Genomic DNA, 17,993 nt, shown 5'->3' on the forward strand with positions numbered 1-17,993 from the left:
TTTAATGTTGAATCTTCATATATAAATAAAATTTAATGAACAGCCTTATCTCAATATTTTTTTGAGTAAGGCTGTTTGTCTTTTTTGAAAACAATTCATAAGGAAAACAAAAATATGGTTTCATAAAACAACTCATTCGCATCTAAAACCAAATGAACGTTTAAAATTTCAAACAAAAAAATGTTACCGCAAGCGTTCTTAAAGGATCACTTTTGAAGAGAAGAATGATCTATAAAGAGGGATGGATTGTAACCCTAAAATTATAACCTCTTAAAATATCATTTACAGGTTAGTTAAGATGATTTAAACTTAGTGAAAAGGAGGGGTTATATTGAAGATTGAGCAAACAGCAGAAAATGTACAAAGTAAAAAAGGATATTATTTCAAAAAAATGAAAGGGGGAGGAAAAAGTCCTTTAAAAGTAAATGTTAAAGATGCTTCAACAGGCTTATTAGGTGGTTTTATAACAATTTTAATCTTGTCATTGATAACCTATAAAACTGGATCTCTGTGGCTGATGGCGCCTTTTGGGGCAAGTTGTGTACTGGCTTTCGGAGCGTGGAATGCCCCTTTATCACAACCTAGAAATATTATTGGGGGACACTTCATTTCGACATTGACTGGACTTGTTATATATAATCTTCTTGGTTCTCATCCCTGGACATTGGCTTTAGGAGTGGGGCTATCTATATTTTTTATGGCGGTTACAAAGACTACTCATCCACCTGCTGGAGCGGACCCTATTGTAGTGATTCAAGGGGCGTATGCCTGGAGCTATTTAGCTTTTCCGGTTCTTGCGGGATCTGTAATTATTGTTGCGGCAGCAGTGCTTATTAATAACTTACGGAATAATCGGCAGTATCCCGCCTTTTGGTTTTAATCAATTTCGGCGATCCGCATATGTATCCGTTATTGCGCAGATTTCGCTCTTCTTTCTTACATATAAAGAAAACAATATATGGTTCGTGTGAAGTTGAATAACACCATTTAGGAATGGAGTGGGTGTGGGAATAATTGATTGCGGATAATTTGTTTTGGGTTCGAAAAAAGAGTCTGAATGGTAAAATTTGACACCTTTCTATTGTAAATAGGTAAGCAGGACCGCATAAAGGCGGCCTGCTTATTCTGTTTCAAATAAATAAGAGAGTGCTTTCATCGCTTGATTGACGGTTTCGACCGTGATATTCGCTTTTCCGGAAAGCTCTTTCAGCGGATGATGAAGTTCTTTCGGACGGATGAGAATGAGCGGCTTTCCTTTTGCGATGGCATAAGAAGCATCCATCGCGGTATTCCACTGCTTATATTTCTCGCCAAACAGGGCGATCACAAAATCGGCTTTTTCCATCAGCACCTCTGTACGGAAATTGTTGATATCAGAAGCTCTGGCGTCTTTTAAAACAGAATCGGGCTGCACGCCCATAATCTCTTCTCCGATATTGTCTGAGCGTTCATGGTTTTCCATCGGGCCGACAAACGTAATCGGCAGGTCCAGCGCTGTTGCTTTTTGTTTGATCTCGTCCCGCCAATCACTGTGGATTTCACCCGCTAAATACACGACAAACTGCATCTTTTGCCCCTCCTTATGTACATATTAAGATTTTCGTACGGCTACAAGCAAAATGGTAAACGAAACTTGCTTGATAATGCAAATGAAATATGATAATGATATTGCATATAGTTGGTCTTGCCGTACACAGTCTGGTATGATCCAATTGGACAAACATCAGCATATAAAAAACTCATAATCCAGATGGAGGAATGACAATGAAAAAGATTGAAAGCACGGAAGAATTGCAAAAAGCGGTACAAGACGATTGGGCGGTATTTATGTTTTCAGCGGATTGGTGCCCGGACTGCCGCTTTGTGGAGCCGTTTCTCCCTGAGCTGGAAGCGGACTTTCCTGAATTCACTTATTACTACGTAGACCGCGATCAATTTATTGATACATGCGCGGAATGGGAAATTTACGGCATTCCGAGCTTTGTTGTGTTTAACGGAGGAAAAGAAGTGAACCGTTTCGTCAGCAAAGACCGTAAAACAAAAGAAGAAATTGAGCAATTTTTAACCGATTCCCTTGCTAAAGCATAAAGGAGGCCACGGGCTTTGAAAATGACGTCAAGGAAGCTGGCGGATTTATTAAAACAGCGCCTGCAGCACGAGAACCGATCCTTCTTTTTTGACAGAGAAAAAGACACCCTCCGTGTTGAGGATCAAACGACCAAAAAAGGCATCACATTGGAGCTCCCGCCGATCATTGCGAAGTGGGAGACGAAAAAAGAAGAAGCGATCGACGAAATCGTCTACTATGTGTCAGAAGCAATGGAGGCGATGGAAGGCAGCGGACAGGAGATGTCCGGAAAGGAAGCCGGAATCTATCCGGTCATCCGCTCCACATCATTTCCCGATCAAACGAGCGACGGCATTCCGCTCGTGTATGATGACCATACGGCCGAAACAAGAATCTACTACGCGCTTGACCTCGGTAAGACGTACCGCTTAATTGACAGCCGGATGCTCGAGAAAGAAAACTGGACAAAAGAACGCATCAGGGAGACGGCGTCATTCAATCTCCGCTCTCTTCCTTCGGTCGTGAAACAGGATACGGTTGCGGACAATTATTTTTATTTTTTCAGGGCGAATGACGGCTATGACGCCAGCCGGATTCTCAATGATTCGATTCTTCATGAATACAAGCAGGCCGCTGAAGGCGAATTGGCGATTTCCGTCCCGCACCAGGATGTATTAATACTTGCTGACATTCGAAATGAATCGGGTTATGATATTTTAGGGCAAATGTCCATGAGCTTCTTTGCAAGCGGCACGGTGCCGATTACGGCCCTTTCATTTCTGTATAATGAAGGCAGACTGGAACCTGTGTTTATCATGGCGAAAAGCCGGCCGAAAAAGGATTAGAAAGGATTTTTCTTATGAACGCTTTTTACAATAAAGAAGGTGTGGGAGATACGCTTCTGATCTCTCTTAAAGATGCGGCACGCGAAGAAATCGGCTATGAAAGAGAAGGCGATGTCGTCAGAATCTTTAACAAAGAAACAAAAGAAACGACGGGCTTTAACATTTTTAACGTGTCTTCTTACTTACAGATTGAGGACAACGGCCCCGTCGCTTTGTCTGAGACATTCGTTCAGGATGTGAATGAAATACTGAACAGAAACGGCGTCTCAGAAACGCTGACGGTTGACCTTTCTCCGAAATTTGTTGTCGGTCACGTTGAATCGAAAGAAAAACATCCGAATGCGGATAAACTGAATATCTGCCAAGTGAATGTGGGAGAGGAAACCCTTCAAATCGTTTGCGGCGCGCCGAACGTGGACAAAGGGCAAAAAGTCGTCGTCGCTAAAGTCGGCGCGGTAATGCCGAGCGGACTTGTGATTAAAGACGCTGAATTAAGAGGCGTTCCGTCAAGCGGCATGATCTGCTCCGCGAAAGAACTCGCTTTGCCGGATGCGCCGGCGGAAAAAGGGATTCTTGTTCTTGAAGACAGCCGCGAGGCCGGCGAAGCATTTCAATTCTAACTCCCATAAATAAGCACACAGAATCGAATGATGTGAGAGAAAGCCGTTAAGCAGGCCTGCTTAACGGCTTTCTTCAGTTGGGAGCTTAATCTTTTCTGAGCCGCCCGGCAATGGTATACTAATATCGTCCCAGACTACTAAAAAGGGAGTTAGAGAGTGATTAAACATGAGTTGGCTGAATAAATTTTTTGACTTATTTTTAGGTGAAAAAGAAGAAGAGCATGAACGTGAACCGAACACGCATGCCCAAATCCCGAAACAGCAGATACCGGATCAGCCAGAAGGCAAATTCACGCGCATGGAAGATCCTAAAATATATTACGAATATCCGAAAGGGAATTTCCGCTTCCCCGTCGTTCCGGACGGCTATAAGCGAACGGAGCAAAACCAAAGACAGCGGGAAAGGCACGAACGCCGCCAGCCGTCCCGGGATTATGCCGCCGGGAAGGAGCAAACCGAGCGGAAACAGCATACACATAAAGAGCCTGATACGGTGAAAAAGCCCTTTAAACCGTCATCCATTCCTTCACCGGTTTACGGCTTTCAATCTCAGCACAGCATAAAAAAAGCGCCTATTTCTGAAAAGCGGCGTGAAGAGAACGTAACACTGCTGTCAGAGGAGCAATTTGTTCCGCCAAAAGCCGGTCAGGAAACGGAAAAAGAGCCCGTCTTCACAACATCCGGGATAACAAAACAGACGAATGACCGGCCAGACCCGTTTGTGAAACAAGAAACGGAAGAAATCCCGGCCGTTAAAAAAGAGGAGCTTCACACCGAGGCTGAGAATGCAAAAGAGCAAGTGTTTGCAGCAGCAGAACCGCAGCAGACTGAAGAGCGGGAGCACACGGAAAGCGCGGAGTCTGCCGGCTTTACAGAAGAACAAGAGCATGAACAAACCCGCCCGCAGCCTATTGAAGAGCCTGAGTATGAAGCATCCCGAACGGCTGAAAACACAGAGGAACAAGCGGCGCCGCAAGAGGAATATCAGGAGCCTGAGCCGGAAAAAGCACCGCCTTTTGAAACCGGAGAAGAACCGGTGTATACATACACAGAACCCGGATACGATGAGGAAGTTCAGCCGCAGTCTGAAGACAAGCCCGAATCAGCTGAAACCGACGCGAAACAGGAAGCAGACTCACAGCCTGAGTACAATGAAGTCACGCGGCATTCAGACCCCGAGCCTGAACCTGCAAGCATCGAGACGGCCGATGCCCCGTCCCGGCCTGCCGAAGAAAAAACAGAGCATCCCGGACAGCCTCAGACTGTGAGAAAAGCGGAGCGGCCGAAAGAGCGCAATGTTCCGTTTAACGTCATGATGCTTAAAAGCGATAAACACAAGCAGACGAAGACGCCGGAGGGCGGAGCGAGCTATGTCTTTCCGAATCTGTCGCTTCTGGACGTACCGCCGGCGCAAAGACATGACGACCAATCGTGGATTGAAGAACAGCGCGAGCTTTTAAACGTTACACTGAAAAACTTTAATGTGCGCGCCCAAGTCGTTCATGTCACACAAGGCCCGTCCGTCACACGTTTTGAAGTGCATCCTGAGCCCGGAGTGAAAGTAAACAAAATTACAAACTTAGCAGATGATATTAAACTGAGCCTGTCTGCCAAGGATATTCGGATTGAGGCGCCGATCCCCGGTAAAAACACGATCGGCATTGAAGTTCCGAACCGTGTAAGCAAAGTCGTCGATTTAAGGCAGATGATCAGAAGCGCCGCTTTCAGGACGAATCCGTCTCCGCTTACAGCCGCGCTCGGTGTCGATATTTCCGGAAACCCGGTCGTCATTGATTTGAAAAAGATGCCGCACGGGTTGATAGCGGGTGCGACAGGATCGGGAAAAAGCGTCTGCATCAATACCATTTTGGTCAGTCTGCTTTATAAGGCGGATCCGAGTGATGTCAAAATGCTTCTGATTGATCCGAAAATGGTCGAGCTTGCGCCTTATAACCAAATTCCGCATTTGGTCAGCCCCGTCATCACGGACGTCAAAGCCGCGACCGCCGCGTTAAAATGGGTTGTGGAAGAGATGGAACGGCGATATGAACTGTTTGCCCATTCGGGTGTGAGAGATATCGGCCGCTTTAATGAATTAACCGCCGATCATAAGACAGGCGAAAAGCTCCCGTACCTCGTAGTGGTTATTGATGAGCTTGCCGATTTAATGATGGTCGCGCCGAACGATGTGGAAGAAAGCATTGCCAGAATCGCGCAGAAAGCGAGAGCCTGCGGCATTCATCTGCTTGTCGCGACACAGCGTCCGTCTGTCGATGTCATTACCGGAATGATTAAGGCAAACATACCGACGAGGATTGCATTCTCCGTCTCAAGCCAGGTAGATTCCAGAACGATCATCGACATGGCGGGAGCGGAAAAGCTGCTCGGAAAAGGCGACATGCTGTACTGGGAAAACGGTACCGGAAAACCGGTGCGCCTGCAAGGCAACTTTGTATCCGACAGAGAAATTGACCGCGTCGTCTCTCATGTCAGAAAGCAGCTGCCGCCTTCTTATTTGTTTGAACAGGAAGAACTGATCAGGCAGGGAACCGCCCTCAAGGAAGAAGACGAACTGTTTCCTGAGGCGTGCCAATTCGTCGTGGAGCAAAACAGTGCCAGCACCTCAAGCCTTCAAAGAAGGTTCCGAATCGGTTATAACCGCGCCGCAAGGCTGATTGACATGATGGAAGCCGAGGGCATGATCTCAGAAGCGAAGGGCAGCAAGCCCCGTGAAGTGCTGATTACGGCCGCTGACATTGCTCAAGAATAAGAATATCGTTCATTTTTCTCACAAACATGGTATGATAGTGGATGGACCATCAAAACTGCATCACTGTCACGCGCTGAAATATCATGCGGCAGGTTTAATCAAAAAGAAAGTTACAGATACTGACGATAACGTAAAAATAAATGGAAGCGCCGCTGTGCGGGCTTTTTGCCCGCGGCGGTCGCAAAATGAAATGAGCGTCATATACTGGGGAACAGATAGACGTTTGTTGGAGGTACGATTATGACTGTTTATCATTTTGTTGGAATAAAAGGGACAGGTATGAGCCCGCTTGCTCAAATCCTGCATGATACAGGGTATCAGGTGCAGGGCTCGGATATCGAGAAGCAGATTTTCACTCAGGCTGCCCTTGAAAAAAGAAATATCCCGATCTATCCGTTCAGCGCCGATAACATCAAACCCGGCTTAACGGTAATCGCCGGTAACGCATTCCCTGATTCTCATCCGGAAATCGCAAAGGCGCTCGCTGAAGGGATTCCTGTCATCAGATATCATAAATTTTTAGCTGAATATATGAAAAAATATACAAGTGTCGCGGTAACGGGCGCACACGGCAAGACGTCCACAACGGGCCTCTTAGCACACGTGATGCAGCAGGCGAAGCCGACTTCGTTTCTTATCGGGGACGGAACGGGCAGAGGAAATGAAAGCAGCGAATACTTTGTACTTGAAGCCTGCGAGTACCGCCGTCATTTCTTAAGCTATCAGCCTGATTATGCGATCATGACGAATATTGATTTTGACCACCCTGATTATTTCGCCAACATTGACGATGTGTTTGATGCTTTCCAAAACATGGCGCTTCAAGTCAACAAAGGCATCATTGCCTGCGGTGATGACGAGTACCTGCCGAAAATTCACGCCAATGTGCCTGTCGTGTATTACGGCACGGGAGAAGAAAACGATTTTCAAGCGAGAAACATCGTAAAAAATACGGAAGGCACGACATTTGACGTCTTTGTCCGCAATACGTTTTACGATACGTTCTACATCCCGGCATACGGGCATCACAATGTCCTCAATTCCTTAGCGGTCATTGCGCTCTGCCACTATGAAGAGATAGACGTGAACATGATTAAGCTCGGACTTGAATCATTCGGCGGCGTCAAACGCAGATTCAATGAAAAAGTGATCGGCAGCCAGGTACTGATCGACGACTACGCCCACCATCCGACTGAAATCAAAGTTACGATTGAGGCGGCGCGCCAAAAATATCCCGAACGTGAAATCATCGCGGTATTTCAGCCGCATACGTTTACACGGACGCAATCATTCTTGGATGAATTCGCAGAAAGCTTAAGCGCGGCCGACCGCGTGTATCTGTGTGACATTTTCGGCTCTGCCCGCGAGAACGTCGGCAAGCTCACGATCACGGATCTTCAGGAAAAAATCGATAACGCAGAACTCATTGAAGAAAATGACACATCCGTGTTAAAAGCGCATGAAGGCGCAGTGCTGATCTTCATGGGCGCCGGAGACATTCAAAAATATATGAGAGCCTATGAAAACGTCATAGCGTAACGAAAAAGCAGTGGGGCTCTCACTGCTTTTTTGTGCGTGCTGCAAAGGGATTTACCGATAAACGGAGAAATAGTATACATACAGATCTTTCATATATGTTTATCATTTTAAGAATTGGGTATATACCACTATATCCTGCAATAAGGAGGTATTAGATGATCATCATTCTTTACTTAAGCGTCGCACTCATTGCCGTTGCATTTCTCATCCTCGTCATCTATCTGTCCAAAACATTAAAGTCCGTGCAGATGACCTTAACAAACGTTGCCTCGACTTTAGACGGCCTTGAAGGGCAGATGAAAGGCATTACCGCAGAGACAACCGAGCTGTTACATAAGACAAACCGTCTCGCGGAAGACATTCAGGAAAAATCAGAGAAATTAAATACGGTTGTCCATGCTGTCCAGGAAGTGGGAACTTCCATCCAGCAGTTTAATACATCCATAAAGCAGGCAGCAGGTTCCGTTACGGCCTCTGTAAGAGAGAATCAGGATAAGATCAGTCAGGTTGTCACCTGGAGCCAGGCCGCTATGGAAATATGGGACAAGTGGAAGCAAAAGAAAAAAACATCGCTTTAATCATAAGAAAAATCCACTAAGGAGGAATCATAATGAGCAAAGATGGAATCAATAGTAAGGATTTTTTAATCGGAACGCTGATCGGGGGAATTATCGGCGCGACAACGGCGTTGTTTCTGGCGCCTAAATCAGGTAAGGAGCTGCGCGACGATCTCGGCAGTCAGGCTTCTGCGTTAAAGGATAAGACGGACAGAATGACGGCCGACGCGAAAGAAAAAGGCTCTCAATATGTCAGCATTGCCAAGGACAAAACATCTAATATCACCCAGCTGGTAGCTGATCAGTCAGGCCAGATTATGAATAAAGTGAAGGATTTAAAAGACCGTTCTAAGAGCACACTAACCGAGAAAGCCGAAGAGACGAGAAGCGAAATGCAGGACACGGCCCAAAGCATCAAGGCCGAAGCGGAAGACGCCGGGGAAAAAGCCGGTCAGGCAAATCGCTGATCTTCAATAAGGAGAGATAACCGACATGACAAAACAGCTGATATCGTCTGAAGAAGAGTTCAAAAATGCCGCTGAGAAAGAAAACACGCTCGTGTTTTTGAAACACAGCACAACCTGCCCGATCAGCCAAGCCGCGTTTCAGGAGTTTGACGCCTTTGCATCGGCGCATTCGGAAGTGCCTTCTTATTACCTGCAGGTGCAGGACAGCCGGCCGCTTTCAAACTATATCGCCGAGACATACGGCGTGAAACATGAAAGCCCGCAAGTATTCGTCATTGCAAACGGCGAAGTGAAATGGCACGCGTCTCATTCACAAATCACAAAAAACGCAATAGAGCAGCACCTTTCATAATTGCTGGCCGCCGGTTGATACCGGCGGTTTTTTTTTTGAAAAAAACTATTGATCATTTCAGCCGGATCATGTAGGATATCAATATATACTGCTTCAACGCATAAAAGCTTAAAAGCGTTTTTGTGATAAAGCCGAATGTGAAAAAATTTATTATTTCATATTCCTATTTTCGCATAACTGTAGTAAGATGCATGTTAACCATTAAAATAAAACATAGCATAGAAGGGATGAAAAAGATGAGCAACAAGGAATTAGAGAGCCTAAGACAGCAGGCAGACGCACTAAACTTAGAAATCCTTAAATTAATCAATGAACGCGGAGCCGTTGTAAAAGAAATCGGTAAAGCAAAGGAAGCACAAGGTGTCAACCGATTTGACCCTGTCAGAGAGCGTACAATGCTTAACCGCATAATTGAAAGCAATGACGGCCCATTTGAAAACTCAACGATCCAGCATATTTTCAAAGAAATTTTCAAAGCCGGACTTGAACTTCAAGAAGAGGACCACAGCAAAGCGTTGCTCGTCTCCCGGAAGAAAAAAGCAGAAGATACGATCGTTGACATAAAAGGTGAAAAAATCGGTGACGGCGATCAGAGATTCATCGTCGGACCTTGTGCCGTAGAAAGCTATGAGCAGGTTGCCGAAGTAGCGGCCGCAGCGAAAAAACAAGGCATTAAAATCCTGCGCGGGGGCGCGTTTAAACCCCGCACAAGTCCGTATGATTTCCAAGGTCTCGGCGTAGAAGGCCTGCAAATTCTTAAACGCGTCGCTGATGAATATGACCTCGCGGTGATCAGTGAAATCGTAACGCCCGCACACATTGAGCAAGCGATTGATTACATTGATGTCATTCAGATCGGCGCGCGGAACATGCAAAACTTTGAATTGCTGAAAGCCGCCGGTTCCGTTAAAAAGCCGGTATTGTTAAAACGCGGTCTTGCCGCAACAATTTCAGAGTTCATCAATGCAGCTGAATACATCATGTCACAAGGAAACGACCAAATCATTCTTTGTGAGCGCGGAATCAGAACGTACGAAACGGCAACGAGAAACACACTCGACATTTCTGCCGTGCCGATTTTGAAACAGGAAACTCACTTGCCGGTGTTTGTTGACGTCACACACTCAACAGGCCGCCGCGATCTCCTGCTTCCGACAGCAAAAGCGGCGCTTGCGATCGGCGCTGACGGCGTGATGGCCGAAGTTCACCCTGATCCTTCCGTTGCCCTTTCAGACTCTGCGCAGCAGATGGATATACCTGAATTCGAGAAATGGCTGAACGAATTAAAGCCAATGCTGAAAGTAAAAGCATAATACAACGTTCCGCTCTTTAAAGGCCGCCTCGCGCGGCTTTTTTTCGTATCTTCATTTTATTTAATTATAAAATGAAAGTGAACGTTTTCATCACTGGGAAAAACGTGTATAATTTCATGAGAGATATTTAAATTTGATGAATAATGAAAAATAATGTACACTACTGACTTACGCTTACAATCATAAACGACAGAATGCGAAATCGTACGACATTTCTTTACATAAAGTGTTTATGCTATAGATAAGGATAAGTGTATCCAGTAAAAGGAGTGGTTTCAGTGAGCAACATTACGATATACGATGTGGCCAGAGAAGCAAATGTCAGTATGGCGACTGTTTCCCGCGTCGTGAACGGCAACCCGAATGTAAAACCGACGACCAGAAAAAAAGTATTGGAAGCCATTGACCGGCTCGGCTACCGCCCGAACGCGGTGGCAAGAGGGCTTGCAAGCAAAAAAACGACAACGGTCGGCGTCATCATCCCTGATATCTCAAGCATTTTCTACTCTGAACTTGCGCGTGGAATTGAAGATATCGCGACGATGTACAAATATAATATTATTTTAAGCAACTCGGACCAAAATCTTGAGAAAGAACTGCATCTGTTAAATACGATGCTTGGCAAACAAGTGGACGGTATCGTATTTATGGGCGGCAACATTACGGACGAGCATGTCGAAGAATTTAAGCGCTCTCCTGTGCCGATCGTCTTGGCGGCATCAGTGGAAGAACAGGGCGAGACGCCTTCTGTCGCCATTGATTATGAACAGGCGATTTATGATGCCGTTAAGCTTTTCATTGATAAAGGGCATCGCGATATTGCACTCGTCTCCGGTCCGATGCAAGAGCCGATCAACCGTTCGAAAAAACTGCAAGGGTACAAACGGGCGCTTGAAGAAGCGGCGATTCCGTTTAACGAGCAATTCGTAGCGGAAGGCGATTACACCTATGATTCCGGTATGGAGGCGCTTCAAAGCTTGATGGGCCTTGACCGGAAACCGACGGCGATTCTTTCTGCGACGGATGAAATGGCCCTCGGCATTATCCATGCGGCCCAAGATCAAGGTCTTTCGATACCTGATGATCTTGATATTATCGGTTTTGACAATACGAGATTGAGCCTGATGGTCCGCCCTCAGCTTTCAACAGTCGTGCAGCCTACGTACGATATCGGCGCCGTGGCGATGAGACTTTTGACAAAACTGATGAACAAAGAGCCGGTTGAAGAGCATATCGTCGAATTGCCTCACCGCATCGAATTAAGACAATCAACCAAGTCATAAAAAAACGGAAAAGCAAGCTTCACTCTGAGGGGTGGAATCTTGCTTTTTTACTTGAGTAAGGAGAAGATATGAAACGTTTTGATTATCTGACGCCCGTTGGCTTTATGTTAGGCTGTATTATTGTCGCAATCGGTATTCTGTCAGGGACGGGACTGGCGGGAATCAGTTCATTTTTAGATCTGACTTCTTTTTTAATCGTCACAGGCGGCCTTGCTGCGGCGATCTTTATCAGTTTTCCGCCGAGGGATTTAAAGAAAACCCCTTCTGTTCTGAAACAGGTATTCTCCCGTCAGGATGACAATGTGCAAGAGCTTGTCAGAGTATTTGTCAGCCTTTCGGAGCAGGCGCGCAGGCAGGGGCTTCTGTCTCTGGATGACCAGGCGCGTGAGATCAAGGATCCGTTTTTAAAAAAAGGGCTTTTGCTTGCAATTGACGGCTGGGACGAGGAAACGATCCGGCTGGTGATGGATTCTGAGATCGCCGCGATGGAAGAAAGACACAGAAAAGGAAGACGCGTTTTTGAAAAAGCCGGTGATTTCGCACCCGCCTGGGGAATGATCGGGACGCTCGTCGGACTCGTTCTCATGCTCAAAAACTTAAATGACCCGCATACCCTCGGACCGAACATGGCCGTTGCGCTATTGACGACACTGTACGGAGCGCTGCTTGCCAACTTGGTGTTTATCCCAATCGCGGCAAAGCTTGAAGAAAAAACGGAAAGTGAAATTTTCATCAAACAGGTCATGATCGAAGGGGTTGTCGGCATCCAATCGGGCAAAAATCCCCGCAACCTCGAAAGTCAGCTCGTTGTCTTCAGCTCAAGAGAAGACTGGCGTAAAGGACAGCCTGCGAACAAGAAAAAGGGCGCTGTCCATGAAGCTTAGAAAAGAGCGTTTTGAAAGAAGAAACAAACCGGAACATTCCGGCGGTTCACCGAGATGGATGGTGACGTTCGCTGACTTGATCACGCTCATTCTCGTGTTCTTTATATTGCTTTTTTCGATGTCGCAAATAGACGCGGAAAAATTTCAATCTGCCGTTTCATCGATTCATACAAACGGCAGCGGGGGTGAATCGGCGTCATCAGACAAAGCAAACGAAAATAAAGAACAGGATTTGCTGTTACAAAACGTGAAGACATACATAAAAGCGCATCATTTGAGTTCAAAATTGACGGCGAAGCGCGATGAGCGCGGAGTGGTTCTTGTGCTGCAGGAGGCCGTTCTGTTTCAGACAGGAAAAGCGGATGTGCTGAAAAACGCCGAGCCGGTTCTGCATCAGATCGCGGTGCTTTTAAAAACAATTCCGAATGACATACAGGTAGAAGGCCATACGGACAGCCGCCGGATTTCCACCTATCAATTTCCGTCAAATTGGGAGCTGTCGTCTGCAAGAGCGGCGAGTGTGATCCGGTATTTTACCGCGAATGAAGACTTTTCCGCCAAACGGTTTATCTCTGCCGGGTATGCGGATACGAAACCTGTGAAGGACAACAAAAGTCCCGGACATATGAAAGAAAACCGCCGTGTAGAAATTGTGATCAAAAAAACGACCTCCTCATAAGGTCGTTTTTTATTTTGTTTTATACCGCTGCTCAGACCGGATGGCAAAAAGTGCTTTTTCCACGGTTTGGGCATTTTTTTCTGAAATTTCTTCTTTGCGGGGAATCGGAGGATATAATTGTTCAGGATCACTCCAAAAAGCGGGCAACGTGCATGGGGAGTGCTTTTGCCATTTATCGATCCATTTCTGCGGTATGCACTCCCCGGGATCAATCCCTTTCATCTCAAGCCAAATGCGGCTCCATGCTCTCGGGACGACTCTCCAAATATCGTATCCGCCGCCGCCGACCGCGATCCATCTGCCGCTGCAATATTGATGGGCTAATGAATGAGCGAGCCGCGGGATCTCCTGATAAATGGAGATTGTATTGGACAGGTGTGTCAATGGGTCGTAATAATGGGCGTCGGCACCGTTTTGGGTAAGAATCACATCCGGCTTAAAAAAAGCCGCGATTTCTGAGGCGGCCGTATTGTAAGCGTGAAGAAAGGAATCGTCCTCTGTGAAAGCATCCAGCGGAATGTTAAAAGAATAGCCATAGCCTTGCCCGCTTCCTTTTTCCAGTACCTGTCCCGTCCCGGGAAATAAATAACGCCCGGTCTCGTGAAAAGAAACAGTGCAGACATCAGACCTGTCGTAAAACGTAAATTGAACGCCGTCGCCGTGATGGGCGTCTGTATCAATGTATAACACTTTTGCCCCGTAGTTCTTCTGGATGTATTGGATGGCCACGGCGCTGTCATTATAGATACAAAAGCCTGAGGCCCTGCCGCGGAAGCCGTGGTGAAGGCCGCCTCCTAAATTGCAGGCGTGCCTAGCTTGTCCCGTCATGACATAATCAGCCGCCGTTAAGGTGCCGCCCACCAGAAGTGACGCGGCTTCATGCATGCCGGCAAAAACGGGGGTGTCTTCCGTTCCGAGACCGTAGCTTTCTCCTTCTGCGGCAGGGAGCCGGCCGGCACCCGCTAGTTCCACCGCCTGTATATAATCCTCCGTATGAACGAGAGCCAACTCTTCTTTAGCGGCCGTGCGCGGTGTGACGATATCTCCTTCGTCAAACGCATCCGCCGCCTGAAGCAGATCGTATGTTAAAAGCACGCGGCGCTGATTGAACGGATGTTCCTGATGAAATTGATACGTCTGATAAGAAGGCGAGTAAACAAAAACGCTGTCTCTCATGGCTGATCCCTCAAATGTTTCGGCCATAAGACATTGTATCCGGCTTCTTGAACGGCACGGATAAAAGGGAGCGGATTCATCGTCTTCACCCGGAAGACGAGAATGTTCGACCCGGCGGAATCATGGGGATAGACGAGCACACTCAGGATTTGCAGCTGAAGATCACGGCACATGCAGCTGAGATCAGCAAGGCTTTTTGTCATATCCGTCACCAGGATTTCCACCTGTGATCCCGGCTGGGCCGCGCCTGTCAGGCTGACGAAAGTCCGGAGCACGTCGGTTTTCGTTAAAATGCCCGTCAGCTTATGGTTTACCGTAATCGGCAGACAGCCGATGCCGTGCTCATAAAAGGAAGCGGATATTTCTTCCACAAAGTCAAGCGGATGGGCGCAGATGACATTCCGCTTCATAATGGTCTCCACTTTGTTTGTCAGAAACACGCCGCGTTCCTTTTGTTCAAAGCTTCCGGGGCCGGCCTGTTTAATGTCTCTGTCTGTGACAATACCGATGACGTGCAGCTCGTCGTCGATGACAGGGAGATGGCGGATATGATATGCCTTCATTTTACGGACGGCTGTTTCAATGGAGTCGTGTTTTGAGACGGTGATGACGTCCCGTTTCATGATTTGTTCTGCAATCATCTTTTTATCCCCTTTGTATGTCAGTCAATACATAAATCGCTGATAAAAACGAAGCCTGTCGAACTGTTCAATTGACTCCTGACTGACGTGCCTGCCGATGCGGGCCATCAGACAATTGGCCGGGTGAGAGCTGATTTCCGGTTCATCCGTTGCGAACCAGACAAGACCCCCGGCATTCATCATCTTTTCCATGATCTTTCTGTATTCCCACACATCTTTTTTCATTCCTTTTAAATCCCAATGCCAGTAATATTCCGTCGTCATGATGATGTACCGTTCCATCTGTTCGTCCATCATGCTGACTGTCAGCAACGTTTTTCCGACAGAACAGCCCCTGTAGCCGGGAGCGACCTCGATCGCCCCGAGTTCAAGGAGGTCTTCCATATTTCCGTCAGACCACCGTTCAAGCGGATCAGGATATAAATACGTCACATAGCCGATAATCGTCTGTCCGTCCCTGGCGATAATGATCCGACCTTCAGGAAGCCCGGCGATCTCGATTAACGCTTTGTGCTGTTCATGAGGAAGGCGAAAGGCTGTCAGGCCTTCATGAAACTCATACTGTGCTAGGTCCTCTGGAGGAACGGGCCCTTCTACTAAAAGAGGGCCGGCTGCTGTCTGAATTGATGAAGAATGGTACGTTTTATGATGTTTCACTGATTCACCGCCTGTCAGTTCTTAATAAAAACACATCTCTCTTAAGCATAACAAAATATAAAGCGTTTTCAATAGTGTTGTAATTTATATTTTAAAAATTGAGAAAACTGTGAACATCTACTATAATTAGTCTATAGATAAGCAAAGGGGGATGTTGCATGAATTTGAAAGCGTTGCCGGCGGAAAAGGGGAATTATCATCTGCGAAATTATGAGGAAACGTACCGCAGCTTCGATTGGAAAGAGGTCGAAGCGGAGTTTTCCTGGCATCAGACGGGGAAGCTGAATGCGGCGTATGAAGCAATTGACCGTCATGCCGAATCATTTCGAAAAAACAAAGTAGCGCTGTATTACAAGGACGCAAACCGGGATGAAAAATACACATTTAAAGAAATGATGGAGGAATCGAACCGGGCGGGAAATGTACTGAGACGGTATGGAAACGTGGAAAAAGGGGACCGCGTTTTTATTTTCATGCCGCGTTCGCCGGAGCTTTACTTTATCATGCTCGGCGCAATTAAAATCGGTGCGATCGCCGGTCCTTTATTTGAAGCGTTTATGGAAGGCGCCGTCAAAGACCGCCTCTTGAACAGCCAGACAAAGGTTGTCGTGACGACACCTGAACTGGCCGAACGGATTCCGGCGGACAGCCTGCCCGACCTCGAGCATATTTTCATTGTCGGCGGCAGCAAAGAAGCGGGAGATAAAATCATCCATTATGATAAAGCGGCTGAGGGAGAAAGCACGAGACTTGATATTGAATGGATGGACAGAAGAGACGGCTACCTGCTTCACTACACATCAGGATCTACCGGAACGCCTAAAGGTGTGCTCCACGTTCATGAAGCCATGATTCAGCAATACCAGACCGGCAAGTGGGTGCTTGATCTTAAAGAAGACGATATTTACTGGTGCACTGCGGACCCGGGCTGGGTGACCGGGACGGTGTACGGGATATTTGCGCCGTGGCTGAACGGAGCGGCGAATGTGATCGTAGGCGGCAGGTTCAGTCCGGAAAACTGGTACGGCACGATTGAGAAGCTCGGTGTCAGCGTCTGGTACAGCGCTCCGACGGCTTTCAGAATGCTTATGGGCGCAGGAGATGAAATGGCATCCAAATTTGATCTTACTTCACTTCGTCACGTCCTGAGTGTCGGAGAACCTTTGAACCCCGAGGTCATCAAGTGGGGACATAAAGTATTCGGCAAGCGCATCCACGACACGTGGTGGATGACAGAAACGGGCGGACAGCTCATCTGCAATTATCCTTGCATGGAGATCAAGCCGGGTTCAATGGGGAAACCGATTCCGGGAGTGGAAGCGGCGATCGTTGACAATCAGGGAAATGAGCTTCCGCCGTACCGAATGGGAAATCTCGCCATTAAAAAGGGCTGGCCGTCGATGATGGATTCCATTTGGAACAACAAAGAGAAATATGATTCTTATTTCATGCCGGGCGGCTGGTATGTTTCCGGAGATTCTGCTTATATGGATGAAGACGGTTATTTCTGGTTCCAAGGCAGAGTCGATGATGTCATCATGACATCCGGCGAGCGCGTCGGCCCGTTTGAAGTCGAAAGCAAACTTGTTGAACATCCGGCGATTGCCGAAGCCGGCGTCATCGGAAAGCCGGACCCTGTCCGGGGAGAAATTATTAAAGCATTTATCGCGCTCAGAGAAGGGCATGAGCCATCCGATCAGCTGAAGGAGGACATTCGCCTCTTTGTAAAACAGGGGCTTGCCGCGCATGCCGCACCGCGGGAAATTGAATTCAAAGATAAACTTCCGAAAACACGGAGCGGAAAGATTATGAGACGTGTGCTGAAGGCGTGGGAGCTGAACCTGCCGGCAGGCGACCTGTCCACAATGGAAGATTAAAGACGGCGTTGACATCGTATCTTATTTATGTTAAAAATGAGTAAGCTTCATACGAAAAGGTTTTGATTGAGACAAGTAGGGTATCTGATTGTTCCAGAGAGCTGATGGCCGGTGAAAATCAGCACATAAGATATGCCGAATACACTCATGAACCGCTTTTGCGAACAAAGCCCTTCCAAGGCTTTCAGTAGTGAAAGAACGGACACGGTCCGTTATCAAAAAGAGTGATAAAAGCTTTTTTATGCTTTTATTAGTAGGGTGGTAC

Annotated in this window: 18 protein-coding genes and 1 other annotated feature (1 of these 19 cut by a window edge); of the genes, 14 read left to right on the plus strand and 4 right to left on the minus strand. The window is 47.0% G+C overall.

Features of this window, described 5'->3' with window-relative positions; translation table 11 throughout:
- Positions 1 to 391 precede the first annotated feature (391 nt).
- Entirely contained in the window at positions 392 to 880 is a 489-nt protein-coding gene (locus OQ477_RS00535) for an HPP family protein (RefSeq protein ID WP_265972394.1), read from the plus strand.
- 240 nt (positions 881 to 1,120) lie between these two features.
- On the opposite strand, the gene OQ477_RS00540 is transcribed toward OQ477_RS00535, so the two are convergent.
- Entirely contained in the window at positions 1,121 to 1,567 is a 447-nt protein-coding gene (locus tag OQ477_RS00540) for a YtoQ family protein (RefSeq protein WP_014418659.1), read from the minus strand.
- Positions 1,568 to 1,764: 197 nt separating this feature from the next.
- On the opposite strand from OQ477_RS00540, the gene OQ477_RS00545 reads away from it, so the two are divergent.
- The 12 genes from OQ477_RS00545 (at position 1,765) to motS (ending at position 13,377) form a co-directional block, all read left to right on the plus strand.
- A complete protein-coding gene (locus OQ477_RS00545) occupies positions 1,765 to 2,088 on the plus strand; it encodes a thioredoxin family protein (RefSeq protein ID WP_003152373.1) in 324 nt (107 codons plus the stop codon).
- A 15-nt stretch (positions 2,089 to 2,103) separates the two neighbouring features.
- Entirely contained in the window at positions 2,104 to 2,913 is an 810-nt protein-coding gene (locus OQ477_RS00550; protein ID WP_012118213.1) for a DUF1444 domain-containing protein, read from the plus strand.
- Between the two features lie 14 nt (positions 2,914 to 2,927).
- Entirely contained in the window at positions 2,928 to 3,533 is a 606-nt protein-coding gene (gene ytpR, locus OQ477_RS00555; protein ID WP_003152375.1) for a YtpR family tRNA-binding protein, read from the plus strand.
- Positions 3,534 to 3,699: 166 nt separating this feature from the next.
- On the plus strand, positions 3,700 to 6,303 hold the full coding sequence (locus tag OQ477_RS00560; protein WP_265971071.1) for a DNA translocase FtsK: 2,604 nt from the start codon (positions 3,700 to 3,702) through the stop codon (positions 6,301 to 6,303).
- A 240-nt stretch (positions 6,304 to 6,543) separates the two neighbouring features.
- Positions 6,544 to 7,842 carry a UDP-N-acetylmuramate--L-alanine ligase gene (gene murC, locus OQ477_RS00565; protein WP_265971073.1) on the plus strand — a complete coding sequence of 433 codons (1,299 nt, stop codon included), beginning with the start codon at positions 6,544 to 6,546 and terminating at the stop codon, positions 7,840 to 7,842.
- A gap of 155 nt (positions 7,843 to 7,997) precedes the next feature.
- Positions 7,998 to 8,420, plus strand: a complete 423-nt coding sequence (locus tag OQ477_RS00570) for a DUF948 domain-containing protein (protein ID WP_265971074.1) — start codon at positions 7,998 to 8,000, stop codon at positions 8,418 to 8,420.
- 32 nt (positions 8,421 to 8,452) lie between these two features.
- Entirely contained in the window at positions 8,453 to 8,866 is a 414-nt protein-coding gene (locus tag OQ477_RS00575; RefSeq protein WP_003152380.1) for a YtxH domain-containing protein, read from the plus strand.
- A gap of 25 nt (positions 8,867 to 8,891) precedes the next feature.
- Positions 8,892 to 9,218, plus strand: coding sequence for a bacillithiol system redox-active protein YtxJ (ytxJ, locus tag OQ477_RS00580; RefSeq protein WP_007408776.1), 327 nt, complete (start codon positions 8,892 to 8,894; stop codon positions 9,216 to 9,218).
- 236 nt (positions 9,219 to 9,454) lie between these two features.
- On the plus strand, positions 9,455 to 10,531 hold the full coding sequence (locus OQ477_RS00585) for a bifunctional 3-deoxy-7-phosphoheptulonate synthase/chorismate mutase (protein WP_003152383.1): 1,077 nt from the start codon (positions 9,455 to 9,457) through the stop codon (positions 10,529 to 10,531).
- Between the two features lie 278 nt (positions 10,532 to 10,809).
- A complete protein-coding gene (ccpA, locus tag OQ477_RS00590; RefSeq protein WP_032871678.1) occupies positions 10,810 to 11,814 on the plus strand; it encodes a catabolite control protein A in 1,005 nt (334 codons plus the stop codon).
- A gap of 68 nt (positions 11,815 to 11,882) precedes the next feature.
- A complete protein-coding gene (gene motP / locus OQ477_RS00595; RefSeq protein WP_265971076.1) occupies positions 11,883 to 12,698 on the plus strand; it encodes a flagellar motor protein MotP in 816 nt (271 codons plus the stop codon).
- Positions 12,688 to 13,377, plus strand: coding sequence for a flagellar motor protein MotS (motS, locus tag OQ477_RS00600; RefSeq protein WP_044801548.1), 690 nt, complete (start codon positions 12,688 to 12,690; stop codon positions 13,375 to 13,377). Before motP ends, motS begins: the two co-directional genes overlap by 11 nt.
- 9 nt (positions 13,378 to 13,386) lie before the next feature.
- Here the strand turns inward: motS and OQ477_RS00605 are convergent, their stop codons facing one another.
- From OQ477_RS00605 to OQ477_RS00615, 3 genes are read right to left on the minus strand one after another with little or no spacing between them, the layout of a single operon-like run.
- Positions 13,387 to 14,553, minus strand: a complete 1,167-nt coding sequence (locus tag OQ477_RS00605; protein ID WP_038459523.1) for an acetoin utilization protein AcuC — start codon at positions 14,551 to 14,553, stop codon at positions 13,387 to 13,389.
- Positions 14,550 to 15,194 carry an acetoin utilization AcuB family protein gene (locus tag OQ477_RS00610; RefSeq protein ID WP_032873636.1) on the minus strand — a complete coding sequence of 215 codons (645 nt, stop codon included), beginning with the start codon at positions 15,192 to 15,194 and terminating at the stop codon, positions 14,550 to 14,552. Before OQ477_RS00610 ends, OQ477_RS00605 begins: the two co-directional genes overlap by 4 nt.
- Before the next feature lie 24 nt (positions 15,195 to 15,218).
- Positions 15,219 to 15,851 carry a GNAT family N-acetyltransferase gene (locus tag OQ477_RS00615; RefSeq protein ID WP_015240397.1) on the minus strand — a complete coding sequence of 211 codons (633 nt, stop codon included), beginning with the start codon at positions 15,849 to 15,851 and terminating at the stop codon, positions 15,219 to 15,221.
- A gap of 158 nt (positions 15,852 to 16,009) precedes the next feature.
- On the opposite strand from OQ477_RS00615, the gene acsA reads away from it, so the two are divergent.
- Positions 16,010 to 17,728, plus strand: coding sequence for an acetate--CoA ligase (gene acsA / locus OQ477_RS00620; protein ID WP_103526694.1), 1,719 nt, complete (start codon positions 16,010 to 16,012; stop codon positions 17,726 to 17,728).
- A 53-nt stretch (positions 17,729 to 17,781) separates the two neighbouring features.
- Positions 17,782 to 17,993: a binding site (T-box leader), on the plus strand (it continues 21 nt past the right edge of the window).

This window comes from Bacillus sp. ChL18, assembly GCF_026241425.1.
In the GTDB taxonomy this organism is placed as follows: Bacteria; Bacillota; Bacilli; order Bacillales; family Bacillaceae; genus Bacillus; species Bacillus velezensis.